Source organism: Aminobacter aganoensis (assembly GCF_014206975.1).
Taxonomy (GTDB): Bacteria; Pseudomonadota; Alphaproteobacteria; order Rhizobiales; family Rhizobiaceae; genus Aminobacter; species Aminobacter aganoensis.
In genome coordinates, this window is record NZ_JACHOU010000007.1 from 57,713 (window position 1) to 81,175 (window position 23,463).

General features: G+C 66.4%; 23 protein-coding genes and 1 tRNA gene. 11 read left to right on the top strand and 13 right to left on the bottom strand.

Annotated features, from left to right (window positions below; genetic code table 11):
- Positions 1-81: 81 nt before the first annotated feature.
- From GGR00_RS15380 to GGR00_RS15415, 8 genes are all read right to left on the bottom strand, one after another.
- Positions 82-1,422, bottom strand: coding sequence for an MFS transporter (locus GGR00_RS15380; RefSeq protein ID WP_184699913.1), 1,341 nt, complete (start codon positions 1,420-1,422; stop codon positions 82-84).
- Between the two features lie 101 nt (positions 1,423-1,523).
- The gene (gene benD / locus GGR00_RS15385) at positions 1,524-2,300 is read right to left on the bottom strand and encodes a benzoate diol dehydrogenase BenD (protein ID WP_184699985.1); all 777 of its coding nucleotides are present in this window, start codon (positions 2,298-2,300) and stop codon (positions 1,524-1,526) included.
- 8 nt (positions 2,301-2,308) lie between these two features.
- Entirely contained in the window at positions 2,309-3,328 is a 1,020-nt protein-coding gene (gene benC / locus GGR00_RS15390) for a benzoate 1,2-dioxygenase electron transfer component BenC (RefSeq protein ID WP_184699914.1), read from the bottom strand.
- 21 nt (positions 3,329-3,349) lie between these two features.
- Entirely contained in the window at positions 3,350-3,841 is a 492-nt protein-coding gene (gene benB / locus GGR00_RS15395) for a benzoate 1,2-dioxygenase small subunit (RefSeq protein WP_184699915.1), read from the bottom strand.
- Between the two features lie 92 nt (positions 3,842-3,933).
- On the bottom strand, positions 3,934-5,304 hold the full coding sequence (gene benA / locus GGR00_RS15400; protein WP_184699916.1) for a benzoate 1,2-dioxygenase large subunit: 1,371 nt from the start codon (positions 5,302-5,304) through the stop codon (positions 3,934-3,936).
- 61 nt (positions 5,305-5,365) lie between these two features.
- The gene (catA, locus tag GGR00_RS15405; protein WP_184699917.1) at positions 5,366-6,292 is read right to left on the bottom strand and encodes a catechol 1,2-dioxygenase; all 927 of its coding nucleotides are present in this window, start codon (positions 6,290-6,292) and stop codon (positions 5,366-5,368) included.
- Positions 6,293-6,388: 96 nt separating this feature from the next.
- A complete protein-coding gene (gene catC / locus GGR00_RS15410; RefSeq protein ID WP_184699918.1) occupies positions 6,389-6,679 on the bottom strand; it encodes a muconolactone Delta-isomerase in 291 nt (96 codons plus the stop codon).
- 4 nt (positions 6,680-6,683) lie between these two features.
- The gene (locus tag GGR00_RS15415; protein ID WP_184699919.1) at positions 6,684-7,838 is read right to left on the bottom strand and encodes a muconate/chloromuconate family cycloisomerase; all 1,155 of its coding nucleotides are present in this window, start codon (positions 7,836-7,838) and stop codon (positions 6,684-6,686) included.
- 99 nt (positions 7,839-7,937) lie between these two features.
- Here GGR00_RS15415 and GGR00_RS15420 point away from each other — a divergent pair, with 99 nt between their 5' ends.
- On the top strand, positions 7,938-8,861 hold the full coding sequence (locus GGR00_RS15420) for a LysR family transcriptional regulator (RefSeq protein WP_055982165.1): 924 nt from the start codon (positions 7,938-7,940) through the stop codon (positions 8,859-8,861).
- Positions 8,862-8,970: 109 nt separating this feature from the next.
- Here GGR00_RS15420 and GGR00_RS15425 read toward each other — a convergent pair.
- Positions 8,971-9,046 (bottom strand) — tRNA-Ala (locus GGR00_RS15425).
- 145 nt (positions 9,047-9,191) lie between these two features.
- A complete protein-coding gene (locus GGR00_RS15430; RefSeq protein WP_055982162.1) occupies positions 9,192-9,584 on the bottom strand; it encodes a TIGR02300 family protein in 393 nt (130 codons plus the stop codon).
- Positions 9,585-9,756: 172 nt separating this feature from the next.
- Between GGR00_RS15430 and aroA the strand changes: the two genes are divergently transcribed.
- The 5 genes from aroA (at position 9,757) to GGR00_RS15455 (ending at position 15,717) form a co-directional block, all read left to right on the top strand.
- Complete coding sequence (gene aroA, locus GGR00_RS15435; RefSeq protein ID WP_184699920.1) at positions 9,757-11,109, top strand: 3-phosphoshikimate 1-carboxyvinyltransferase; 1,353 nt, start codon at positions 9,757-9,759, stop codon at positions 11,107-11,109.
- A gap of 25 nt (positions 11,110-11,134) precedes the next feature.
- Complete coding sequence (locus GGR00_RS15440) at positions 11,135-11,836, top strand: SDR family oxidoreductase (RefSeq protein WP_184699921.1); 702 nt, start codon at positions 11,135-11,137, stop codon at positions 11,834-11,836.
- Positions 11,837-11,855: 19 nt separating this feature from the next.
- A complete protein-coding gene (cmk, locus tag GGR00_RS15445; RefSeq protein WP_184699922.1) occupies positions 11,856-12,494 on the top strand; it encodes a (d)CMP kinase in 639 nt (212 codons plus the stop codon).
- A gap of 171 nt (positions 12,495-12,665) precedes the next feature.
- Positions 12,666-14,363: a 30S ribosomal protein S1 gene (gene rpsA / locus GGR00_RS15450; protein ID WP_055982150.1), complete on the top strand. Its 1,698-nt coding sequence runs from the start codon at positions 12,666-12,668 to the stop codon at positions 14,361-14,363.
- 214 nt (positions 14,364-14,577) lie between these two features.
- The gene (locus GGR00_RS15455) at positions 14,578-15,717 is read left to right on the top strand and encodes an alpha/beta hydrolase (RefSeq protein WP_055982149.1); all 1,140 of its coding nucleotides are present in this window, start codon (positions 14,578-14,580) and stop codon (positions 15,715-15,717) included.
- Positions 15,718-15,759: 42 nt separating this feature from the next.
- Here GGR00_RS15455 and GGR00_RS15460 read toward each other — a convergent pair whose 3' ends face one another.
- Genes GGR00_RS15460 through GGR00_RS15470 form a run of 3 tightly spaced genes read right to left on the bottom strand, consistent with a single transcriptional unit; the run spans position 15,760 to position 18,723 of the window.
- Complete coding sequence (locus tag GGR00_RS15460; protein ID WP_184699923.1) at positions 15,760-16,467, bottom strand: SDR family NAD(P)-dependent oxidoreductase; 708 nt, start codon at positions 16,465-16,467, stop codon at positions 15,760-15,762.
- A gap of 34 nt (positions 16,468-16,501) precedes the next feature.
- The gene (locus GGR00_RS15465) at positions 16,502-18,076 is read right to left on the bottom strand and encodes a 5-guanidino-2-oxopentanoate decarboxylase (protein ID WP_184699924.1); all 1,575 of its coding nucleotides are present in this window, start codon (positions 18,074-18,076) and stop codon (positions 16,502-16,504) included.
- The gene (locus GGR00_RS15470; RefSeq protein ID WP_055982139.1) at positions 18,073-18,723 is read right to left on the bottom strand and encodes a TetR family transcriptional regulator C-terminal domain-containing protein; all 651 of its coding nucleotides are present in this window, start codon (positions 18,721-18,723) and stop codon (positions 18,073-18,075) included. The genes GGR00_RS15465 and GGR00_RS15470 overlap by 4 nt, the downstream gene beginning before the upstream one ends.
- A 237-nt stretch (positions 18,724-18,960) precedes the next feature.
- Here GGR00_RS15470 and GGR00_RS15475 point away from each other — a divergent pair, with 237 nt between their 5' ends.
- From GGR00_RS15475 to GGR00_RS15495, 5 genes are all read left to right on the top strand, one after another.
- The gene (locus tag GGR00_RS15475; protein ID WP_055982137.1) at positions 18,961-19,773 is read left to right on the top strand and encodes an ABC transporter ATP-binding protein; all 813 of its coding nucleotides are present in this window, start codon (positions 18,961-18,963) and stop codon (positions 19,771-19,773) included.
- 50 nt (positions 19,774-19,823) lie between these two features.
- Complete coding sequence (locus GGR00_RS15480) at positions 19,824-20,603, top strand: transporter substrate-binding domain-containing protein (protein WP_184699925.1); 780 nt, start codon at positions 19,824-19,826, stop codon at positions 20,601-20,603.
- Positions 20,604-20,843: 240 nt separating this feature from the next.
- Positions 20,844-21,551 (top strand): ABC transporter permease, encoded by a 708-nt coding sequence (locus tag GGR00_RS15485; protein ID WP_343065563.1) that lies wholly within the window; start codon positions 20,844-20,846, stop codon positions 21,549-21,551.
- A complete protein-coding gene (locus GGR00_RS15490; protein WP_184699926.1) occupies positions 21,548-22,357 on the top strand; it encodes an ABC transporter permease in 810 nt (269 codons plus the stop codon). Before GGR00_RS15485 ends, GGR00_RS15490 begins: the two co-directional genes overlap by 4 nt.
- Before the next feature lie 4 nt (positions 22,358-22,361).
- A complete protein-coding gene (locus tag GGR00_RS15495; protein ID WP_184699927.1) occupies positions 22,362-23,387 on the top strand; it encodes an Ldh family oxidoreductase in 1,026 nt (341 codons plus the stop codon).
- Positions 23,388-23,463 lie beyond the last annotated feature (76 nt).

A 23,463-nucleotide genomic window follows, 5' to 3' on the forward strand; every position in this document is an offset into this window, starting at 1 on the left:
TTGCGCGCGAGGCCTCCTCCCCGCGGCGGCCGAAGCCGCTGTCGACCGGGGCCGGGCAGCGCCCAACCCCGGCCAAAAGGTTCAATGGCCCGCGGCAAACGCCTCGACCGGTGCCTGCCGGCGCGTGCGCACCAGCACCACGGCGACGGCGGCGAGGACCAGCGGCACGGCGAGACCGGCGAAGTAGCCGCTGGTTCCGCCTGCCTGCAGCAGCCAGCCTCCCGCCGCCGAGCCGACGATGGCGCCGGTGCGGCCGATGCCGATTGCCCAGCCGGTGCCGGTGGCGCGCAGCTCGGTCGGATAGGTGCTGGAGATGAGGTAGTTCAGCGCGATCTGCTGGCCGCCGATGCCGAACCCGGCCAGGGCGACGAGCGCAAAGACCACGGTCCAGCTGGTGTTCACCAGGGCCAGCCCGGCGCAGACCGCGATGCCGATCATGAACATCACCGTCAGCGTGCGGCGCACGTCGATGCGCGGCAGGAAGATCGACAGTGGAATGGCGAAGACGATGAAGGCGGCGTTGACGATCACCGTTCCGAGCGCGGCGGTCGGCTGGTCGAGGCCCATGCCGGTCAGGGCCGTCGGCAGCCACAGCAGGAACATGAACCAGGCGATCCAGTTGAGCAGGTAGATGGACCAGATGGCGATCGTACTGGTGCGGTACTCCGGCGTGAACAGGGCTGCGACCGAACCCTTGCCGGCCACTGGCGGAACCATGAAGACCGTGCCATCGGCGATGGGCTTGCCGGCGATGCGGGCGACCAGCCTGCGGGCCCGGGAGAGGTCTTCAGGCCGGCCGCGCGAAGCGAGGAACTGCGCCGATTCCGGCAGGAAGGCGAGGCAGATCAGCAGCACGACCAGCGGGATCGCGCCGCCGACGATGTAGATGCCCTGCCAGCCGATGACCGGCATCCAGCCGGCGGCGAGCACGCCGCCGACCATGGCCCCGGCCGGCAGGCCGAGAAGCACGCCGGTGAGCACCGCACCGCGCAGGCGCGAGGGGCTGTATTCCGCAGCCATCGCCAGCAGGACCGGCGTCGCGCCGCCCATGCCGAGACCGGTCAGGAAGCGCAGCGCCACGATCTGGGTGGGCGACTGGGCAAAGGCGATGGCCAGAGAAAAGACGCCGAACAGCACGATCGAGCCGAGGATGGCGACACGGCGGCCGATGCGGTCGCCGATCATGCCGAGACCCATGGCGCCCAGCGCCATGCCCAGCGTGCCGGAAATGAAGATGTAGGTCATGTCGCCTGGCGACATGCCGAACGCCTTGGCGATGGCCGGGCCGGTGTAGGCGATGGCCTGGGTGTCGAAGCCGTCAAGCAGCGCGACGAGAAAGCACAGGAAGAAGACCCGCAATTGCAGGCTGCTCACCGGCCGCTCGTCCAGCACTTGCCGGATATCCAGTGTCGTGGTTCGCACGTCTATTCCTCCTGTGGGAACTTGCTGTTTGGTCCGGCGAGTTCCCGCCGCACTCCGTTGGTTTGTCCGGGCAGGGGCACGCCTGCCCCCGCGGCGCAGCTTCAGCCGCTGTCGCCGCCGCCCACCGGCAGGATTGTGCCGGTGAGGTAGGAGGCCTCATCCGAGGCCATGAACAGGATGGCGCTGGTCTGTTCAGCGAGCGTGCCGTAGCGCTTCATGAAGCTGGTGGCCTTGGTCTGGTCGACCACCTCCTGCATCCAGGCCGCGTCACGTTCGTCCTGGGCCGAGGTGTTGCGCGGGATGCGGCGCACCGGCGCCTCGGTGCCGCCAGGCGCCACGGCATTGACGCGGATGCCGCGCTCGGCGTTCTCCATGGCAAGCGCCACCGTCAGCGCGTTGACCGCGCCTTTCGAAGCCGAATAGGGCACGCGGTTGATGCCGCGCGTGGCGATCGACGAGACGTTGACGATGGCCCCGCCGCCGGCCTCGATCATCAACGGGAGCACGGCGCGACAGCACCACATGGTCGGAAACAGCGAGCGGCGGACCTCCGCCTCGATCTGCGTCTCGTCGAAATATTCGAACGGCCGCATCCAGATCGCGCCGCCGACATTGTTGACCAGCACGTCGACCCGCCCGAGGGCTGCGCGCGCCTCGTGGATCGCGCCTGACGCGCCCTGCCAGCTTTCGAGGTCGGCCAGGATCGCAATTGCCTTGCCACCGCTGGCGACGATCTCGGCCGCGGCTTCCCTGACCAGGTCCGAGCGGTCGACCAGCGCCACAGCGGCGCCCTCGGCCCCAGCTTCGATCGCCACCTGGCGACCGATACCTTGCGCGGCCCCGGTGACGACCATCGCCTTGCCGGCGAAGCGTTTCATTCGATCCGTCACGATGCGGCCTCCGCGGCTACGAATTTCTCGTGGTAGAAGGCGGCCGGCTTCACGCCGATCTTGTCGAAATGCGCCTTGACGGCGTCGACCATCGGCGGCGGGCCGCAGAGATAGACGTCGGCCTCGCCGTCGTTGAGGTCGGCGGCGCCGAAGTGGTCGGTGACGAAACCAGTCAGGCTATGCGTGCTCGCCTTGTCGGAAACGCAGACGTCGAAGGTGAAATCCTCCATCGCCCCGGCGAAGCGCTCGAGCTTTTCGACCTCGACCATGTCGACGTCGCGGGTGACGCCGTAGACGAGCCTGACTGGGTGGGCGGGGCCGCCCTGCTCTTCCAGATGTTCGAGCATCGCGAGGAAGGGCGCGAGGCCGGTGCCGCCGGCGAGGAACAGCGTCGGCCGGCGGATCTCGCGCAGGTAGAAGGCGCCCACCGGTCCACGCAACGTCAGCCGGTCGCCCGAGGCCGCCTGGCTGGACAGGTAGGTCGACATCAGCCCGCCGGGGATGTTGCGGACCAGGAAGCCGGCGCGGCCACCCGAGATGCAGGTGGAGAACGAATAGGCGCGGCTCTCGGCCGTGCCCGGCACCGAGACCTGCATGTACTGGCCGGGCAGGAAGCTCAGCGCGTCGGGCTGCTCGAGCGCGACGGTGAAGCCGATGGTCGTTTCGGAGAGCTGGCGCACGTCGGCGAGTTCGGCCTCGAACACCGCCGGCCCGCTCTTGCACAGCGCCGACGTCGCCGGAATGCTGATGACGCAGTCGCTGTCGGGCCGCAGCTGGCAGGTCAGCACGAAGCCTTCCGACGCCTCGTCCTCGGTCAGCGCGTCCTCGATGTAGTCGCCCATCCTGAAGCGGCCTGATTCGCACTTGCTCTTGCAGGTGCCGCAGGCGCCGTCGCGGCAATCCATCGGGATGTTGAGGCGGGCGCGATAGGCTGCATCGGCCACGACCTCATTGCCGTCGCATTCGATGAAGCGGGTGACGCCGTCTTCGAAATTCAAAGCGATCCTGTGTGCCATGGCCCGATCCTCCCTGGCCTGTCAGACGTGGTAGATGTCGATGACGTGGTGGATGTAGTCGTTGGTCAGCACGACCTTCTTGCGGGCGATCTTCAGCCCGTCGTCGCCGGTCTCCAGCGTGTAGAAGGAGGCGCCGTAGTAGGAATCGGTGGTCTTGTAGCGGAAGTTGAAGGTCAGCCAATTGAAGCGAACCTCGAGCTTCTCCGCGTCCTGCTCCAGGATCTCGACATTGGAGATGTGGTGGATGGTGCGCGGCTCCGGCAGGCTGGTGGCGCTGGAGCGCTCGGTGCGGATGCGGAAGATGCGGTCCTCCAGCCCCTGCTTGGTCGGGTAGTACATCAGCGAGATTTCGGTCTGCGGGTCCTCGACGAGCGTTTCGTCGTCGTCCCAGGACGGCATCCAGAACTCGGCATGCGGAGCGTAGAGCGCGAGCCACTCGTCCCACTGCCTGTCGTCGAGAAAACGGGCCTCGCGATAGAGGAACTCTTCCACCTCTTGGCGTGAAATGGTCATGACGTCTCCTTCCGCAGACCGGGCTCGGTCCGCGCCGTGCGGGCTTGATGCTTGAAAGGCGGCGAGCCGGGCTCGCCAGGATCAGTCGCGGGTCAGCCGGTCGGATCCTTGCCGACCGCCTTCTCCAGCGTTTCCTTCCAGTATTTGTGCTGGATCACGAACAGTCCTTCGTCCTCGGTCTTGGCGCCGGAGAGCCGCGGCTTGAGGCCGATCGCCTTGGCGCCTTCGTCGGCGCCCTCGATCCAGTGGGCGGCACCGCGGCTGAGGTCGTTCCACGCCGCCTGCCGCGCCTGGTAGCCGATCTGGCAGGAGCGGAACTCCTCGAGATCGTCGGGCGTCGCCATGCCCGACGCGTTGAAGAAATCCTCGTACTGGCGGATGCGGCGGGCGCGCGCCTCAGCCCCCTCGCCCTTGGGCGCGATGCAGTAGATGGTGACCTCGGTCTTGTCGACCGAGATGGGCCGGTACATGCGGATCTGCGAGGAGAACTGATCCATCAGGTAGACGTTGGGGTAGAGGCACAGGTTGCGCGAGCGGTCGATCATCCAGTCGGCCCAGGACTGGCCGAACTTCTCGGTCAACTCGCCGCGCTTCTCGGCCAGCGGCCGGTCCTCCGGGTTGCTCCAGCGGGTCCAGAGCAGCAGATGACCGTGCTCGAAGGAGTAGAAGCCGCCGCCCTGCTTGGCCCAGGACGAGGCGTCCATGGCGCGGGTGACGTCGACGCCGGCGGCGGCCGCCAGCGCGTCCTTGCGATGGTTTGTCGTCGCCGCATAGTTCCAGTGCACGGACGAGACGTGATAGCCGTCGGCGCCGTTCTCGGTCTGCAGCTTCCAGTTGCCGTCATAGACATAGGTCGAGCCGCCGCGCAGCACTTCCAGCCCGTCGGGTGACTGGTCGACGATCATGTCGATGATCCTGGCGGCCTCGCCGAGATGCTGTTCGAGCGGCAGCACGTCGGCATTCAGGCTGCCGAACAGGAAGCCGCGATAGTTCTCGAAGCGGGCCACCTTGGTCAGGTCGTGCGAACCGTTCTTGTTGAACTGCTCGGGATAGCCGGCGCCGTCGGGGTCCTTGGCCTTGAGCAGCTTGCCGCTGTTGGAGAAGGTCCAGCCGTGGAACGGGCAGGTGTAGGTGCTCTTGTTGCCGCGCTTGTGGCGGCACACCATGGCGCCGCGATGCGAGCAGGCGTTGAGGAAGCAGTGAAGCTCGCCCTTGCGGTCGCGCGAGATGACGATGGGCTGGCGGCCGATGTGGCCGGTCAGGAAGTCGTTGGCGTTCGGGATCTGGCTTTCATGGGCGAGATAGACCCAGTTGCCTTCCCAGATGTGCCGCATCTCGAGCTCGAACAGGTCGGGATCGGTGAAGATGTCCCGCCGGCAGCGGTAGGCGCCGGTGGCGGGGTCGTCGACCACGGCAGCCTCGAGCGTTTCCTCGATGTGCCGATTGGCGTTTGAATCCAGCATCTTGAAATCCTCCACAAGGGCTTCGCGCGCCGCCTCCCGCACGGCGCGCCGGTTGCTGCCGTCAGGCCGAAACGCGCTCGCGCTCGACCACGGTGTCCGTCACGCCTTCCACCTGAGGCATCAGCACGAAGTCGAAATCGATGGAGGCGAAAGGCTCCTGCACCTGGCGCTCGGCCAGCACCTTGGGGTCGCTGACGCGGGCAACCGGCGGGATCAGGTCGTTGCGCGTGCCGAAGGCGAAATCCTCGAACAGGTATTCGTCGCCTTCGATGTTGATCTGCGTCGTCAGGTGGCGGTAGCCGGGCGCCGAAACGAAGAAGTGGATGTGCGCCGGACGATGGCCGTGGCGGCCGAAAGCGAACATCAGCTGTTCGGTCGAGCCGCCCGGAGGCGTGGCGTAGCCGCTCGGCATGATCGAGCGGAAGCTGTAGCGCCCCTCGGCGTCGGTCTGGATGCGGCGGCGCAGGTTGTAGGCGGCCTGCTGGGGGTCGAAATGCGAATAGTTGCCGCGCGTGTTGGCATGCCAGACGTCGACGATGGCATCGGCGACGGGCTTGCCGTTCTGGTCGCGGACCTGGCCCTGCATGAACACGACCTCGCCCTTGTCGGAACCGTCGTCGAGGCGTGCGGTGCCCTTGGAAAGCGGCGCGCCGGCGATGTAGAGCGGTCCTTCGATGGTGCGCGCGGTGCCGCCGGCAAGACCGGCGCGGCGCTCGGCCTCGTCGAGGCGCAGGTCGAGGAAATGCTCGAGGCCGATGCCCGGGGCGATCAGGCCGAGTTCGTTGTTGCGCGCGGCCTGGCCGAGATAGGCGACCGCGGACCAGACCTCGTTCATGCTGATGTCGAGATCGTCGATGGCGGTGAACAGGTCGCCGAGCAGCCGGTTGGCAACGGTCTTCAGGCGCTGGTCGCCGCCCGGCTGGTCAAGACCGCTGGCGCGGCTGGCGAGATCGGCGATGACGGACTTTTCAATGAGCTTGCTGGACATGGGAACCTCCCTTTCTGGCTCGCATTTCTGCGCGTTGACTAGAACCCGCTCCCTTGCTCCCGCTCTGCCTGCGCGGAAGGGAGCACCTGCCGGCGCCTAGGCGCCGTCGTCGGCGATCGCCGACCCGTGGCGGCAGAGCGCCTTCACTTCGATCTTCATGAACGGGAACAGCGGCAGCCCGGACAGGATTTCGTGCAGTTCGCCCGGCCCCCTGACATCGAAAATGCTGACATTGGCGTAGCGCCCGGCAACGCGCCAGAGATGGCGCCACTTGCCGTTTCGCTGCAGTTCCTCTGCCCGTGCCTTCTCCGTCGCCTTCAGCCTGTCCGCCACTCCGGCAGGCAGGTCATGCGGCAGCTCGACGGTCATCTCGACATGAAACAGCATGACGTCACCTCACCACGCGCAGGGACGCGGACGCAGCGGTCCGGTCGCGGCGGAAGCGGCTCACAGCCGCGTCGTCCAGTTCGATTCCCAGGCCGGGCCCGGTGGGAACCTCGAGTTCGAAATCGGCGTAGCCGAGCGGCTCGGTCAGCAATTCCTCGGTCAGCAGCAGCGGCCCGAACAATTCGGTGCCCCATTCGAGGCTGCGAACGCCGGCAAACAGATGCGCCGCAGCGATCGTACCGATCGGTCCCTCGAGCATGGTGCCGCCATAGACGGCGATGCCTGCCGCTTCGGCGACCGAGATCACCTTCGATGCCGCAAACAGGCCGCCGGCCTGCTCGATCTTGACGGAGAACACGTCGCCAGCGTGCTTCGACGCTGCTGCCAGGGCACTTTCGGGCCCGGTCAGGATCTCGTCGGCCATCAGCGCGATGCGCGACTTCGCCTGCAGCCGGGCCAGCGGCTCGACACCCGCGACGGGCTGCTCGACCAGCACGCAACCTGCATCCGCAAGTGCGGCAATGCCGTGGGCGGCTTCACGTTCGCGCCAGGCCATGTTGACGTCGACGCGGACGCTGGCGAGGTCCGGCAGCGCCTTGCGGATGGCCGCGACATGGGCAACATCCTGGTCGACCGGGCGCTTGCCGATCTTGAGCTTGAAATCCTTGTGGCGGCGGGCTTCCAGCATGCGCTGAGCCTCTTCGATGTCCTTGGCGGTGTCACCCGAAGCGAGCGTCCAGGCCACCGGCAGGCTGTCGCGCCTGGCCCCCCCGAGCAGTTCCGACAGCGGCAGGCCAAGGCGGCGTGCCTGCGCATCCAGAAGTGCCGTCTCGACCGCGCATTTGGCGAAGTGGTTGCCCTTCACGGCCGCATTGACCTTGTCCATGGCAAGCCCGACGCGGGTCGCGTCGGCGCCGATGAGCAGGGGCGCGATGTACTGGTCGATGGCGAGCTTCATGCTTTCGGGGCTTTCGGCCCCATAGGCGAGACCGCCGATCGTGGTGCCTTCGCCGAGCCCCGAAACCTCGTCGGAGCAGCGCAGCCTGACGATCATCATCGTCTGGCCGCTCATCGTCACCATCGACAGCGCGTGCGGCCGAATGGTCGGCACATCGAGCAGGATGGTATCGATTTCGATGATGCGAATGCCAGAATTCACGGAACTTTCCTCCGAACTTCCTAGGCAAACGCTAGCTTTGAGCCGACAAACAGTCCAAGACTATCTCGGTCGATTTCGATACCTGGAAGGTATAGTGTCATGGACATGCGCCAGCTTCGCTACTTCGTCGCCGTCGCACGCGAGCGCAATTTTTCCAGGGCCGCCGAGGTCCTGCACATCGCGCAACCGCCGCTCAGCCGACAGATCCAGCAGCTCGAGGAGAGCCTGGGCGCCGTGCTGATCGACCGGTCAAGTCGGCCGCTGGCGCTGACCGAGGCAGGCCGGTTCTTTTATGAGCAGGCGAGCCAGATGATCACCCGGATGGAGCATATCCGCGAGCAGACGCGTCGCATCGCGCTGTCGCGGCGCGAGATCTTCATCATCGGCTGCGTCGGCTCGACGCTCTACAGCGGCATCCCCGACCTTGTCCGCCGCATGCGGGTGCGCTGGCCGGAACTCGGCATCGAGTTTCGCGAGATGATGTCGGTCGAGCAGATCGCCGCGCTGAAGGACGGGCGCATCGATCTCGGCTTCGGCCGCGTCCGGCTCAGCGACCCCGATGTCGAGCGGATCACGCTGCGCGAGGAGCGGCTGGTCGTCGCCTTCCCGAAGAACCACCCGAAATCGCTTTCGACCGCGCCGATCGCCCTCAAGGACATCGAGGGCGAGACCCTGGTGATCTATCCCTCGAAGCCGCGACCGAGCTTCGCCGACGAGGTGCTCGGGCTGTTCGCGGAGCTCAATGTCGAGCCCGGCATCGTCGAGGAGGTGCGCGAGATACAGACCGCGCTCGGCCTGGTGGCCGCGGCGGCGGGCCTGTGCATCGTTCCGGCGGCCTCGCAGCGCCAGCGCCCCGACGATGTCTGCTACCGCATCCTGTCCGACGAAAAGGCAACGTCGCCGGTGATCATGAGCTACCGGCGCAACGACCGCTCGGGCCGCATCGACGCGATCAAGGAACTGATCCGGGAAATGTATGCCGACAACCCGCCATGGCTGCAGCTGTCCAACATCACCTGGTAGCCGGGGCAGACTGGCCGGGCGCTGTGGCAGACCTATCTTCAACCGAGAGCCGAAAACAACAAAGCGGCCTTGCGGGCCGCTTTCGGTGGACATCTTCATGAAGGTGATTTGGTGGAGCCAAGCGGGATCGAACCGCTGACCTCCTGCATGCCATGCAGGCGCTCTCCCAGCTGAGCTATGGCCCCACACCCGGCCTAGACCGGTGCCGTTTCCGGCGAATGTCGGCGCGAATTTGTCATCCGCGCCGCATTTGTTGGCGGCTTCTAGCGCCGCATTCGACCCTTGGCAAGCCTTGATCGAAACCTTTTTTCGGTTTCCCGAAAAGGCGTGTCAGATCTCGTCTTCGTCGTCGCCGACGCCGATCATGTCGGAAACGTCGTCGTCTTCCTCTTCCTCGTCGGCGAGGAAGGTATCGTCATCGTCGTCACCGAGGTCGACATCGTCGTCGTCGTCGAGATCCGGCAGATCGTCGCCACCGCCCTTGGCCTCTTCGTCGGCGTCCTCCAGGGACACGACTTCGGCGCCTTCTTCCTCGGAGTCGAGCTCCTTGGCTTCGACTTCCTCATCCTCTTCCTGCATGGCCGAGGCCTTGCCATCATCGAAGTAGGAGCGCGGATAGCTCTTGCCGGTATACGGCGAAACGATCGGGTCTTTGTTCAGGTCGTAGAATTTGCGACCCGTCTCCGGGTCGATACGCTTTGTGCCAAGCTCGGATTTTGCCACGTCAGGCCTCTTTTTCTCGATTTTGGTCCCCTTAACCGCAGTTTGTGGCGCTGTCAAAGCCAAATCCCCAAGCCGGGCAAATGGGGATGACCGCTGCTGCAATCGATGCTACGACACCGCCGCAATCTTGGGAAAAGCCCGGTTTCGTGGTCATCCCGCATGAGGAACCACCATGTCGCATCAAGCTGTGCCACAGCCGGCCGTCGCCCGGAAGTCGAAATCTCTGTCTGGAACCGCCCGCGTTCCGGGCGACAAGTCGATTTCGCACCGCTCCTTCATGTTCGGCGGCCTCGCCTCGGGCGAAACCCGCATCACCGGCCTGCTCGAGGGCGAAGACGTGATGCGCACCGGCGACGCCATGAAGGCGATGGGCGCGCATATCGAAAAGCGCGGCGCGGAATGGATCATCACCGGCACCGGCAACGGCGCCCTGCTGCAGGCCGAAGCGCCGCTCGACTTCGGCAATGCCGGCACCGGTTCGCGCCTGACCATGGGCCTGGTCGGCACCTACGACATGGCAACAACCTTCATCGGCGACGCCTCGCTGTCGGGCCGGCCGATGGGCCGCGTGCTCGACCCGCTGCGCCAGATGGGCGTGCAGGTGATCGACGCCGCGCCCGGCGACCGCATGCCGCTGACGCTGCGCGGCCCGCGCCAGGCCGCCCCCATCACCTATCGCGTGCCGATGGCCTCGGCGCAGGTGAAGTCGGCGGTGCTGCTCGCCGGCCTCAACACGCCAGGAATCACCACCGTCATCGAGCCGGTGATGACGCGCGACCACACCGAGAAGATGCTGAAGGGCTTTGGCGCCAACATCGAGGTCGAGACCGACGAGCAGGGCGTGCGCCACATCTTCATCGAAGGCCAGGGCAAGCTGACCGGCCAGGTCATCGCCGTGCCGGGCGATCCGTCCTCGGCCGGCTTCCCGCTGGTCGCAGCGCTGATCGTGCCGGGCTCCGACATCATCATCGAAAACGTGCTGATGAACCCGACGCGTACCGGGCTGATCACCACGCTGATCGAAATGGGCGGCAAGATCGACATCCTCAACCCGCGCAATGCCGGCGGCGAGGACGTGGCCGACCTGCGCGTGCGCGGCTCGGAGCTCAAGGGCGTCAAGGTGCCGGCCGACCGCGCGCCGTCGATGATCGACGAATATCCGGTGCTCGCGGTCGCCGCCTGCTTCGCCGAGGGCGAAACCCTGATGCAGGGGCTAGAAGAATTGCGCGTCAAGGAATCAGACCGGCTGGCGGCGGTGGCCCGCGGGCTCGAAGCCAATGGCGTCGATTGCACCGAAGGCGAAATCACCCTTTCGGTGCGCGGCGTCCCCGGCGGCAAGGGCCTCGGCGGCGGCACGGTCAAGACCCATCTCGACCACCGCATCGCCATGAGCTTCCTGGTCATGGGGCTGGCCTCGGAAAAGCCCGTCACCGTCGACGACCAGGCGATGATCGCCACCAGCTTCCCCGAATTCATGGGTCTGATGGCCGATCTCGGGGCGGAGATCGACCAGTCCCCGGCCTGAGCTGACACCCCGAAAGGAGAACGGCATGACCACCAAGGTAGCGATGATCGTCGGCGGCGGCAGCGGCATGGGCGCTGCGGCGGCGAAGAAGCTGGCGGCCGACGGCTATCAGGTCGCCGTCCTGTCCTCGTCGGGCAAGGGCGAGGCGCTGGCCAAGGAACTCGGCGGGCTGGGCTTCACCGGCTCCAACCAGTCGAATGACGACCTCAAGCGCTTCGTCGACCTGACCATGGGCAAGTGGGGCCGCATCGACGCGCTGGTCAACGGCGCCGGGCATGGCCCGCGTGCGCCGCTGCTGGAGATCACCGACGAGCAGTGGCACACCGGTATCGACGTCTATTTCATGAACGTCGTGCGCGCGACGCGCCTGGTGGCGCCGATCATGGTTGCCCAGAAGGGCGGCGCCATCGTCAATATCTCGACCGCCTGGGTGAGCGAACCGGCGGCGATGTTCCCGACCTCGGCGGTCGCGCGTGCAGCGCTCAGCGCCTACACCAAGCTCTTCGCCGACCAGTATGCCCCCCACAATGTGCGCATGAACAACGTGCTGCCGGGCTGGATCGACAGCCTGCCGCAGACCGACGAGCGCCGCGACGGCGTGCCCATGCAGCGCTACGGCACGTCGGAAGAGATCGCCGCCACCATCGCGTTCCTGACTTCGGATGGTGCCGGCTACATTACCGGCCAGAGCCTGCGGGTCGACGGCGGCCTGATGCGCAGCATCTGAAATGCAGAGCGCGCGAGAAATGCCCGACACCATCACCATCGCCATCGACGGCCCCGCCGGCGCCGGCAAGGGCACGCTGGCGCGGCGCCTGGCGGATTATTACCACCTCGCGCTGCTCGACACCGGGCTGACCTACCGCGCCGTCGCCCACATGCTGATCGACAAGGGCTGGCCGCTCGACGACGTCGCGCACGCCATCGAGGCGGCGAAGCTCGTCGATCTCGGCCATCTCGACCGCAAGGTGCTGTCGGCGCACGCTGTCGGCGAAGCGGCATCGAGGGTTGCCGTGATCCCCGACGTGCGGAAGATCCTGGTCGAAAAGCAGCGCCAGTTCGCGCGCTCGCCGCAAGGGGCGGTGCTCGACGGCCGCGACATCGGCACCGTCGTCTGCCCCGACGCCGACGTGAAGCTGTACGTCACGGCCAGCGCCGAGGTGCGGGCCCAGCGCCGCCTCGCCGAGATCGAGGCCAATGGCGGCACCGCCGATTTCGCCGGCATCCTGGCCGATATCGAGCGCCGCGACGAGCGCGACACCGGCCGCGCCGACTCGCCTTTGAGGCCCGCCGACGACGCGCACTTGCTCGATACGTCGGAAATGGATATAGAAGCCGCGTTTTCTGCAGCCAGGGACATCGTCGATCGGGTCCTCGGAAGCTGAGAACAGGCTGAGCCCCCAGGGGTTTCGCCACTTAACCGACCTGCCAGCATTCTTCTTGCGCCGATTTGCCGCTTCAGGCGGCCAAGGGCTTTCAGCCCGGAATGCAGGCAGGCCAACGCAACGCTAACCCACGGCGCCGCTCCCGCAAGGCGGGACGCACCAGGAGATCCAATGTCACAAGCTAATCCCTCCCGCGACGATTTCGCGAGCCTGCTCGAAGAGTCCTTCTCGGACGGTCATTCGGGCGAAGGCCAGGTCGTCAAGGGTATCGTCACGGCCATCGAAAAAGACATGGCCATCATCGACGTCGGCCTGAAGGTCGAGGGTCGCGTTCCGCTGAAGGAATTCGGCGCCAAGGCCAAGGACGGCTCGCTCAAGGTCGGCGACACCGTCGAGGTCTATGTCGAGCGCATCGAAAACGCACTTGGCGAAGCCATGCTGTCGCGCGACAAGGCTCGCCGCGAAGAGAGCTGGGTCAAGCTCGAAGAGAAGTTCACCAAGGGTGAGCGCGTCGAAGGCGTCATCTTCAACCAGGTCAAGGGCGGCTTCACCGTCGATCTCGACGGCGCCGTTGCCTTCCTGCCGCGTTCGCAGGTCGACATCCGTCCGATCCGCGACGTCACCCCGCTCATGCACAACCCGCAGCCCTTCGAGATCCTCAAGATGGATCGCCGTCGCGGCAACATCGTCGTTTCGCGCCGTACCGTTCTCGAAGAGAGCCGTGCAGAGCAGCGCTCCGAGATCGTGCAGAATCTCGAAGAGGGCCAGGTTGTCGAGGGCGTGGTCAAGAACATCACCGACTACGGTGCGTTCGTCGACCTCGGCGGCATCGACGGCCTGCTGCATGTCACCGACATGGCATGGCGCCGCGTCAACCACCCGACCGAAATCCTCAACATTGGTCAGTCGGTCAAGGTGCAGATCATCCGCATCAACCAGGAAACCCACCGCATCTCGCTCGGCATGAAGCAGCTCGAGTCGGATCCGTGGTCGGACATCGGCACCAAGTTCCCGATCGGCAAGAAGATCACCGGCACCGTCACGAACATCACCGACTACGGTGCGTTCGTCGAGCTCGAGCCGGGCATCGAAGGCCTCATCCACGTTTCGGAAATGTCGTGGACCAAGAAGAACGTGCACCCCGGCAAGATCCTGTCGACCACCCAGCAGGTCGACGTCGTCGTGCTCGAAGTCGATCCGGCCAAGCGCCGCATCTCGCTCGGCCTCAAGCAGACGCTTGAGAACCCGTGGGAGGCTTTCGCCCGCAACCACCCGGCTGGTTCGCAGGTCGAAGGCGAGGTCAAGAACAAGACCGAATTCGGCCTGTTCATCGGCCTCGACGGCGACGTGGACGGCATGGTGCACCTCTCCGACCTCGACTGGAACCGTCCGGGCGAGCAGGTCATCGAAGAGTACAACCGTGGCGACATGGTCAAGGCTCAGGTCCTCGACGTCGACATCGACAAGGAGCGCATCTCGCTCGGCATCAAGCAGCTCGGCCGTGACACCGTCACTGAAGCCGCGACCTCGGGCGAACTGCGCAAAAACGCCGTCGTCACCTGCGAAGTGATCGCGATCAAGGATGGTGGCCTCGAAGTCCGTCTCGTCGAGAGCGGCATCGAGACCTTCATCAAGCGTTCCGACCTGTCGCGTGACCGTGACGAGCAGCGCCCCGAGCGCTTCGTCGTCGGCCAGAAGGTGGACGCCCGCATCATCGCCTTCGACAAGAAGACCCGCAAGCTGCAGGTCTCGATCAAGGCGCTGGAAATCGCCGAAGAGAAGGAAGCAGTCGCTCAGTACGGCTCGACCGACTCCGGCGCTTCGCTCGGCGACATCCTGGGCGCAGCCCTGAAGAACCGCAACAACTGAGCCATTCGCTCATTGTCGTGAACTGAAGAACCCCGCCGGAGCGATCCGGCGGGGTTTTTCTTTGCAGCCGGTGGGCCGGAAGTGATGCCGGAATGCTTCACGGCGCCTCCGAATGCTTCCGGGCCGCCTGCGTTCGGCGCCTCCGAGGTTGCCGCGGCCGGGATTTGCTGCTCTTAAGTCCGCGAAGCCCTGTCCCGCGTCCCGAGCCCGGCCCATGACCAAGTTGCGTTTTCTGACCTTCTTTCTTGTGCTCGTGGTGCTATCCGGTTGCGGCGGGCGCGCCGTTCTCGGCCTCGGCGACGGCAAGGAAGGCGATTCGGCCGCTGTCGTGCCGATCTATGTCTCGACCATGCGGGCCCGTTCGAAAGACCTGTCGCTGCCCTATTCGGCCGAACGCGCCAAGCAGCTCAACTTCGCCAAGTTCGAGATCGGCATTCCCAAGACGCACGCCGCCGGCGAGGTGGAGAGCGCCAGCCGCGCGCCCAGCCCGGCTCGCAATTTCGTCGCCCGCACCTTCCAGCCCTATGACGAGAAGGCTGAGTTCGTCGCCGCGCTCGATGCCGACCTGATGCGACGCCCCGAGGCCGAGCGCGAGATCTTCATCTTCGTGCACGGCTACAACAACAATTTCGCCGACAGCATCTTCCGCAACGCCCAGATCGTCCACGACTACAAGGTCAAGGCGGTGGCGCTGCACTATGCCTGGCCGTCGGCCGGGTCGCTGCCGCTCTATGTCTATGATCGCGACAGCGCCGCCTACAGCCGCGACGGCCTCGCCGACACCATCGAGATCGCCGCGCGCACCAGGGCCAAGCGCATCGTGCTGGTCGGGCATTCGATGGGCAGCTATGTCGTGATGGAGGCGTTGCGCAGCCTGTCGCTCAGCGGCCGCGACAAATATATCGGCCGCATCAATGGGCTCGTGTTGGCAGCACCCGACATCGACATGGACGTCTTCCAGAGCCAGTTGCGTGACATCGACGACCTGCCGAGCCCGTTCACCATTCTCGTGTCGACCCGCGACAAGGCGCTCAACCTGTCGGGCGGACTGACCGGCGGCCATCCGCGCGTCGGCTCCGGCGCCGATGTCGCCACCCTCCAGGCCGCGAACATCACCGTGCTCGACACGTCCAATCTCGACGGCGGCAGCCACGGTGTTTTCGCCAGCTCGCCGACGCTGATGGCGCTGACGGCGAAGGGCGGACTGATGAACGACGTCACCGAAAGGGGCGAAGGCGCGCCGGCCGAGACCATCCTGGCCGACGGCACTTCGGTCATCCAGGGCGCCGCCTCGCTGGTCATCTACCTGCCGGCAAAATTGCTCGGCGTGCCGAATGGCGGCCTGACGCGCTAGGAATCGCTCGACGGCGACGCAGGGCCGCGCCCAGGCGAGCCCTTATGCGCGCCCGTAGATCGCGGCCACCGTGCCGCTTGTGACCAGATTGGCCGGCGAGGCAAGCTGCGCAATCGCGGTCGCCGCTGCTTCGAGGCTGACCCACTTGGCGAAATCCGCCTTGGGCATGGCGTCGCGGTTGGCCCTGGTGTCGAGGGTTGAAGGCGCAACCGCATTGACCAGGATGTCGGCGCCCTTCAGTTCTTCGGCCAAGGCCACGGTCAGCGCCGCGACGGCTGCCTTGCTGGCCGCATAGGCCGCCATGCCGCCGCCCTTGCGCGGCTCGATGCCTGCCCGCGCCGAGACGTTGACGATGCGGCCACCGGCCTTGCCGGCGAGCATCGCGCGGGCCGCCGCGCGGCAGCAGAGGAAGGCGGTCCTGGCGTTGATGTCCATCATCTTGCCGAACTGGTCGGCATCGACGGTTTCGATCGACCCCATGTCGAAGCCACCGGCAGAATGGATCGAGGCCCAGAGGCCGGGAATGGCGCCGTAGAAGGCATCGACGGCCTTTGCATCGGTCAGGTCCACGCCGGTGGCGATGTGGACGCGATCCTTGCCGGCGAATTCGAAACCGGCGGGCGCTTCGGGCCGGCTGATCGGCAAATGGCAGATGGCGCCTTCGCCAAGCAGGTAGCTTGCCACCGCTGCGCCCAGCGCACCGGTGGCGCCTGACACAACGACATGGCGGCCTTCGAAACTCTTGATCATGGTCAACTCCCGCGACAGGCCGCGACGCGCGACCCTATTCGACGGAAACTTCTATCAGACAGGGCTTTCCCGTCGAGCGCGCCTTTTTCAATGCGCTGCCGAGCGCGCCGACATCCCGCAGGCGCTCGGCCCGAAGCCCATAGGCCTGGGCGATCAGCAGGAAGTCCGGCGGCACCGGCGAAACGCCCACGGGCTCCAAGCCGGCATCGAGCATCGAAGTTTCGATCTCGCGATAGCCGCGGTTGTTCCAGACGACGAAGATGACGGGCGCATTCGCATCGAGCGCCGCGCCCAGTTCCGGCAAGGTGAACTGGAACCCGCCGTCGCCGCTCAGGCACACCACCGGCGCATCTGGCACCGCCAATGCAGCCCCGATCGCCGCCGCCGGGCCATAGCCGAGCGCACCGTAGCCGGTCGCCGCATTGAACCAGCCGCCCGGCCGGTCGTGGTCATAACAGAGATTGGCGGCATAGACCGGCTGGGTCGAATCGCCGACGATGATCGCGCCCGGCAGGGCGTCGCGAATAACCTCCACCGCACGAACCTGCGCCTGCATCGCCGGGCCGATTTCAGTCCAGGCGCCTTCCCGCGTCGCCTTGGCGCGTGCGGCGCCGCCGGCCTGGCGCGCGTTGCCAATGTCGGCGCCCAGACGCGCAAGCGCGGCGCCGGCATCGGCAAGGATCGAAACCGCCGCCGGACGTCGGCCAAGCTGCATCTCGTCGATGTCGATGCGGATCATGGTCTTCGGCAGCACAAAGCCGCCATCGCCATACATGTCGTAGTCGGTCGGGCCGAACTCGGTGCCGACGGCGATCACCAGGTCGGCATCCGCCATCAGCGCCCGCACCGCCTTGAGGCTCGGGCTCGCCGGCACGGCGAGCCGATGCCCGTGCATCAGCCCGCGGCCGTTGGCGGTGGTGACGACCGGCGCGTCGAGCCTTTCGGCCAGCACCGCGAGTTCGGCCTCGGCCCGTCGCGCCCCGCCGCCGGCGAGGATCAGCGGCCGGTTCGCGGCGTTGACCAGGGGCCTTGCTTCGGCGAGCGCGCGCTCGCTCGGAACGGGTGCCGTCGCGCGCTTGGGCAAAGGCACCAGCCCTTCCGCCGGCTTGCCCATGACGTCGAGCGGAACCTCGATGTGCACCGGCCCCGGCCGCCGCGACACAAACATCTCGAATGCCCTGGCAATGGCGCCAGGCAGTTCGGCTGCCTCGCTCACCCGCCGCGACGACAGCGCCACCTTCTCCATCATGCCGCGCTGGTCAGGCAGCTCGTGCAGGTAGCCCAGCCCCTTGCCCAGGGAAGGCAGGCCGTTGACGCCCGAAATCACAAGCATCGGCACCGAATCGGCGCGAGCCTGGGCCATGGCGGTGATGGTATTGGTGAGCCCCGGTCCGGTGATGACAAAGGCGACACCCGGTCGGCCCGAGGCGCGGGCATAACCGTCGGCCATGAAACCGGCACCCTGCTCGTGGCGCGGCGTGACGTGGCGGATGTTCGACCGCGCCAGCCCGCGATAGAGCTCGATGGTGTGCACGCCCGGAATGCCGAACACGGTATCGACGCCATGCGCCTCGAGCAGCTCGATCAGAGCTTCGCCGACCGTCGTCATGCCACCTCCCTTTCACCGCGCAATCGCAGGCCGAGCATCGCTTCCACCGAGCCGATGCCGATCTCGGCCAGTTCGCCTGTCTCGAACATGTCGCCGGCGAGGCAACCCTCGAGCCAAAGCCCGTCGATGACGGCGTTGACGGCAATCGCCAGGCGGCGCAATTCCGCCGGGCTCGCATGCCGTCCGGAGCTTGCAAGGGCGTCCGCGACAAGCGTCTCGACCTCGTCGCGAAAGCCGAGGTAGCCGGCCCGGTGGGCAATGCCCAGCGCCGGGTCGGAGCCCGCCCGGCCGATGAAGCTCGCCCAGATCGAGAATGTCCCGGTGTCGACCACCGGTGGTGCAAGGTTCGCCGCGACGAAGGCGGCGAGCCGCCGCCCGGGTTCATGCTCGACGGTCGCAAGCGCAGTCTTGGCCAACTCCGTCATGCGCTCCATGACGGTGACGTAGGCTGCCTGCAGAAGCTCTTCCTTGCCCGGAAAATAGTGGCGGATCAGGCCTGCCGTGACGCCGGCGCGCAAGGCTATCGCCCGCACAGTCGCGCCCTGCAGGCCGTGTTCGGCGACACAGTCGAGCGTCGCCTCGATCAGGTCCTGCCGCCGACGCTCCTCGCCTTCTCGGCGGAATTTTCTCCGCGCGGCGACTGCCATGTCCACCTTCGCTTCATCTGGAAAAAACGGCCGACCCCGGCTCCGGCAAATATTTATACACTTGCATAACAACGCTGCAAGTGCCGTAATGGGAGCATAAAAGAAGCGGGAACTGGTGCCGTTGACGCCGCAAGGCGGAAAGGTCCATCTTCACCGCCCAGGGGAACATCGCGACGCGACCATGAGCAGCCTGATGCAAGCTGACGGGAAGACGTTCACGCGCCGGGGCCATCGCTGATGGCTGCGGGTCATGCAGCCCAGCACCCTGTCCAATCAGACGGCCAAGCCGCCGAAGCCATCCATGTCGAGAACCTGCACAAGAAGTTCGGCCAGTTGCACGTGCTGAAGGGCGTGTCGCTGTCGGCGCGCGACGGCGAGGTGGTGGCGATTATCGGCGGCAGCGGTTCGGGCAAGTCGACGCTGCTGCGCTGCATCAACTGCCTGGAGAATCCGACCAGCGGCATCATCCGCGTCAATGGCGAGGAGATCCGCCTCAAGCCGAACAGCCTGGGCGACAGCGTGCCGGCCGACCGGCGCCAGATCGAGCGCATTCGCTCGCGCCTCGGCATGGTGTTCCAGAGCTTCAACCTGTGGAGCCACATGACGCTCCTGGAAAACGTCATCGAGGTGCCGGTGCATGTGCTTGGCGTCAAGCGCAGCGATGCCATTGCCGAGGCCGAACGGCTGCTGGCCCGCGTCGGCCTTGCCGAAAAGCGCGACGTCTACCCGGCCTATCTCTCCGGCGGCCAGCAGCAGCGCGCGGCGATCGCGCGCGCGCTCGCCGTCCAGCCGCGGGTCATGCTGTTCGACGAACCTACCTCGGCGCTCGATCCCGAACTGGTCGGCGAGGTGCTGAAGGTGATCGGCGACCTCGCCCGCGAAGGCCGCACCATGGTGCTGGTGACGCACGAGATGAAGTTCGCCCGCGAGGTGGCGACCCATGTGATCTATCTCTGGAACGGGCAGGTCGAGGAGGAAGGCCCGCCGGAACAGCTGTTCGGGTCGCCCAGGTCGGAGCGGCTCAAGCAGTTCATCCGCAACATCGGCTAGCCTGCAAGAAATCGGGAACATCAAGAACAACGACAAACGGGAGTGACAGCATGAAAGCACTGCTTGCAACTGCGGCCTTGGCACTGGTCCTTGGCCTGAGCGCGGGAGCCGCCAGCGCCCAGGCGATCAAGGTCGGCATGGCACCCGAACCCTATCCGCCCTTCGCCTCGCCCGACGCATCGGGCAAATGGGGCGGCTGGGAAATGGACATGATCGACGCACTCTGCGCCGAGGCCAAGCTCCAGTGCGAGGTCACCATGACCGCCTGGGACGGCCTGATCCCGGCGCTCAACTCCAAGAAGATCGACGCCATCATCAACTCGATGTCGATCACCGACGAGCGCAAGAAGTCGATCGACTTCTCCGACAAGTACTACAACACACCGACCGGCATCATCGGCTCCAAGGACGCCAAGTTCGACGCCACGCCGGAGGGGCTGAAAGGCAAGATCATCGGCGTGCAGGTGTCGACCGTGCATGAGGCCTACGCCAAGAAGCACTTCGGTCCCACCGCTGCCGAGATCAAGATCTACCAGACCCAGGACGAGGCCCAGGCCGACCTCGCCGCCGGCCGCATCGACGCGGTGCAGGCGGATTCGCTGTCGCTCAACACCTACCTCGCCACCGATGCAGGCAAGGCCTGCTGCGACGTGAAGGGCGATGTCGCAGAAGATCTCGAAGTGCTCGGACCGGGCGTCGGCGTCGGCCTGCGCCAGGGCGACACCGAGCTGAAGGACAAGTTCAACGCCGCGATCAAGGGCATCCGCGACAACGGCAAATACGCCGAGATCACCAAGAAGTATTTCGACTTCGACATCTACGGCAAGTGATCCGCTGAGCGCGGACGCGCGTTCCGCCTACTGATTGAGGTGCGACGCCGACGCCCTCCCTCCCCCTTGTGGGGAGGGATAAAGGGTGGGGGTTCACCAAGCGCCGGTTGCGCGGGCAGTCACCCCCACCCCTGGCCCCTCCCCACAAGGGGGAGAGGAATTCCGTCTTCTTCAGCTCTCAAGAGGACCACCGCCATCGAGCACCTGCTGAACCCGCTGCTGCAAACGAGCGCCGTCGAGTTGCTGGCGATTTCACCGCCCGGCTGGGGCGGCAACCTGCTGCGCGGGCTGGCGAACTCCGTCCAGATCGCGCTGGGCGCATTCGGGCTCGGCCTCGCCATCGGCGTCGCCGGCGCCTGGGGCAAGCTCTATGGCAGCCCCATCGTGCGCGACCTGATGGAGATCTACACCACGGTCGTGCGCGCCGTGCCGGAGCTGGTGCTGATCCTGCTGCTCTATTATGCCGGCACCGACCTGATCAACCGGGCGCTCGACAGCTTCGGCTACGCCCCCATCGACATATCGGGGCTCGTCGCCGGCATCGGCGTGCTTGGCATCGTCCAGGGCGCCTACGCCACCGAGGTCATTCGCGGCGCCATCCTCGCCATACCGCAGGGCCAGATCGAGGCTGCGCGCGCCTATGGCATGCCGCCCGGCAAGATGCTGCGCCGCATCACCCTGCCGGCGATGCTGCCCTTCGCCATTCCCGGCCTCGCCAACCTCTGGCTGATCGCCACCAAGGACACGGCACTGCTGGCCGTCGTCGGCTTCAACGAGCTGACCCAGGAAACCCGCCAGGCCGGCGCCACCACCAAGGCCTATTTCACCTTCTTCGTCGCCGCCGGCGTGCTCTACCTGCTGCTCACGCTGTTCTCCAACGTCATCATCGGCCGCATCGAGCGCTGGGCGCGGCGCGGCATGCCGCCGATTGCGGAGTCCGGCCGATGAGTGCTGCCGCGCCCGCATCGACGACCTCCACCAGCCGTTCGGAATGGCTGCAGCCGCACCGCATCGTGCTGATTGGCATTGGCGCAGCCCTGGTGTTTTCGGCAGCCGTCTTCATGCGCTGGGACTGGCTGCCCAATTACTACGACCTGGCCCTGCTCGGCATCTGGCGCACCATCTGGATCCTCGCCGTCACCGTGGTGCTCGGCTTCATGCTCGCCGTGCCGCTCGGCCTCGCCCAGGCCGCCGGGCCGTTCTGGCTGGCCTGGCCGGCCAAGGCCTTCTGCACGGTCATCCGCGGCACGCCGCTGCTGCTGCAGCTCTGGCTGCTCTATTACGGCCTCGGCTCGCTGTTCCCGCAATTCCCCTGGATCCGGCAGTCCGAGCTGTGGCCGATCCTGAGGCAGGCATGGCCCTATGCCGTGGTTGCGCTGACCCTGTCCTACGCCGCCTATGAAGGCGAGGTGATGCGCGGCGCCTTCGCCGGCGTGCCGAGGGGGCAGCTCGAGGCCGCCCGCGCCTTCGGCATGAGCCCGTGGAAACGCTTCCGCCGCATCTGGCTGCCGCAGGCGATCCACCGGGCGCTGCCGACGCTCGCCGGCGAGACCGTGCTGCAGCTCAAGGCGACGCCGCTCGTCGCCACCATCACCGTCATCGACATCTATGCAGTCGCTTCGCGCGTCCGACAGGACACCTTCATCGTCTACGAGCCGCTGTTGCTGCTCGCCCTCATTTATCTGATCATCACCGGCATCCTGGTCTTCGCCTTCCGCAAGCTGGAGGCGAAGATCCCGGCCAGACTGGGGTAAGCCTATGCCGCAGACAAAGACAGAAACGGTCACGCTCAGCCTCGACGAAGCCCGCGCGCTCTGCATTTCGGCCGCCATCGGCGCCGGCGCCAGCGAGGAGACGGCGCAGTCGATCGCGCTCGCCGCAGTCGCCGCCGAAGCCGACGGCCAGGCAAGCGTCGGCCTGTCCCACTATGTCGACTATCTCGAGGCGCTCGAGGCCGGGCGCATCGACGGCAAGGCCGAACCGGTCATCGCCCGGCCGGCGCTGGCGATCTACCTGTCCGACGGACAAGGGGGCGCGGCCCATAACGGCTTCGACCGCAACTTCGACGAGATCGCCAAGGCGGCGCGGCTGTTCGGCGTCACCGTCTTTGCGCAGAAGAACGCCTATACCTGCGGTTCGCTCGGCTATTTCACCGGCCGCCTCGCCGAGGCCGGCCTTGTCGCCCTCGCCGCCACCAACGGACCGGCACTCGTTGCCGGCTCCGGCTCCACCAAGCCGGTGTTCTGCACCAATCCGATCTCGCTCGCGGCTCCCACGGCCGACGGCCCGCCGCTGATCATCGACCAGTCCTCCAGCGCCACCGCCTTCGTCAATGTGCGCAAGGCGGCCGTGACCGGGGAGGAAATCCCCGAGGGCTGGGCGCTTGACGCCAGGGGCAAGCCCACCACCGACGCCAAGAAGGCGATGAAAGGCGTGCTGCTCGCTTTCGGCGGGGCGCGCGGGGCCAACATCGCGCTAATGGTCGAAGTGCTTGCCGCCGGCATTTCGGGTGCCAACTGGTCGATCGACGCGCCGTCGATCACGGCGGGCGACCAGACACCCGGCGCCGGCCTGTTCATCGTCGCCCTCGACCCCAAGCTGTTCGATCCCGGCTTCGAGGCGCGCATGCGGGCGCAGCTCGACCGGCTGTCGAGCCAATACCACGTCCACATCCCCGGCCCGGCAAAGGCTGCGGCGCGCGCCCGTGCGGAGGCCGGCGGCATAGCGATCCCCATAGCCCTGCACGCCCGCATCGCCGAGTTTTCGGCGCGGCAGGCAGGGTGAGCGGGAGCGTTCTCGGTTCCGCTTGACCGTTGGGAACGCGAAGCCTGGACCGCAGCAGCGGTGTCACCGTCACGGC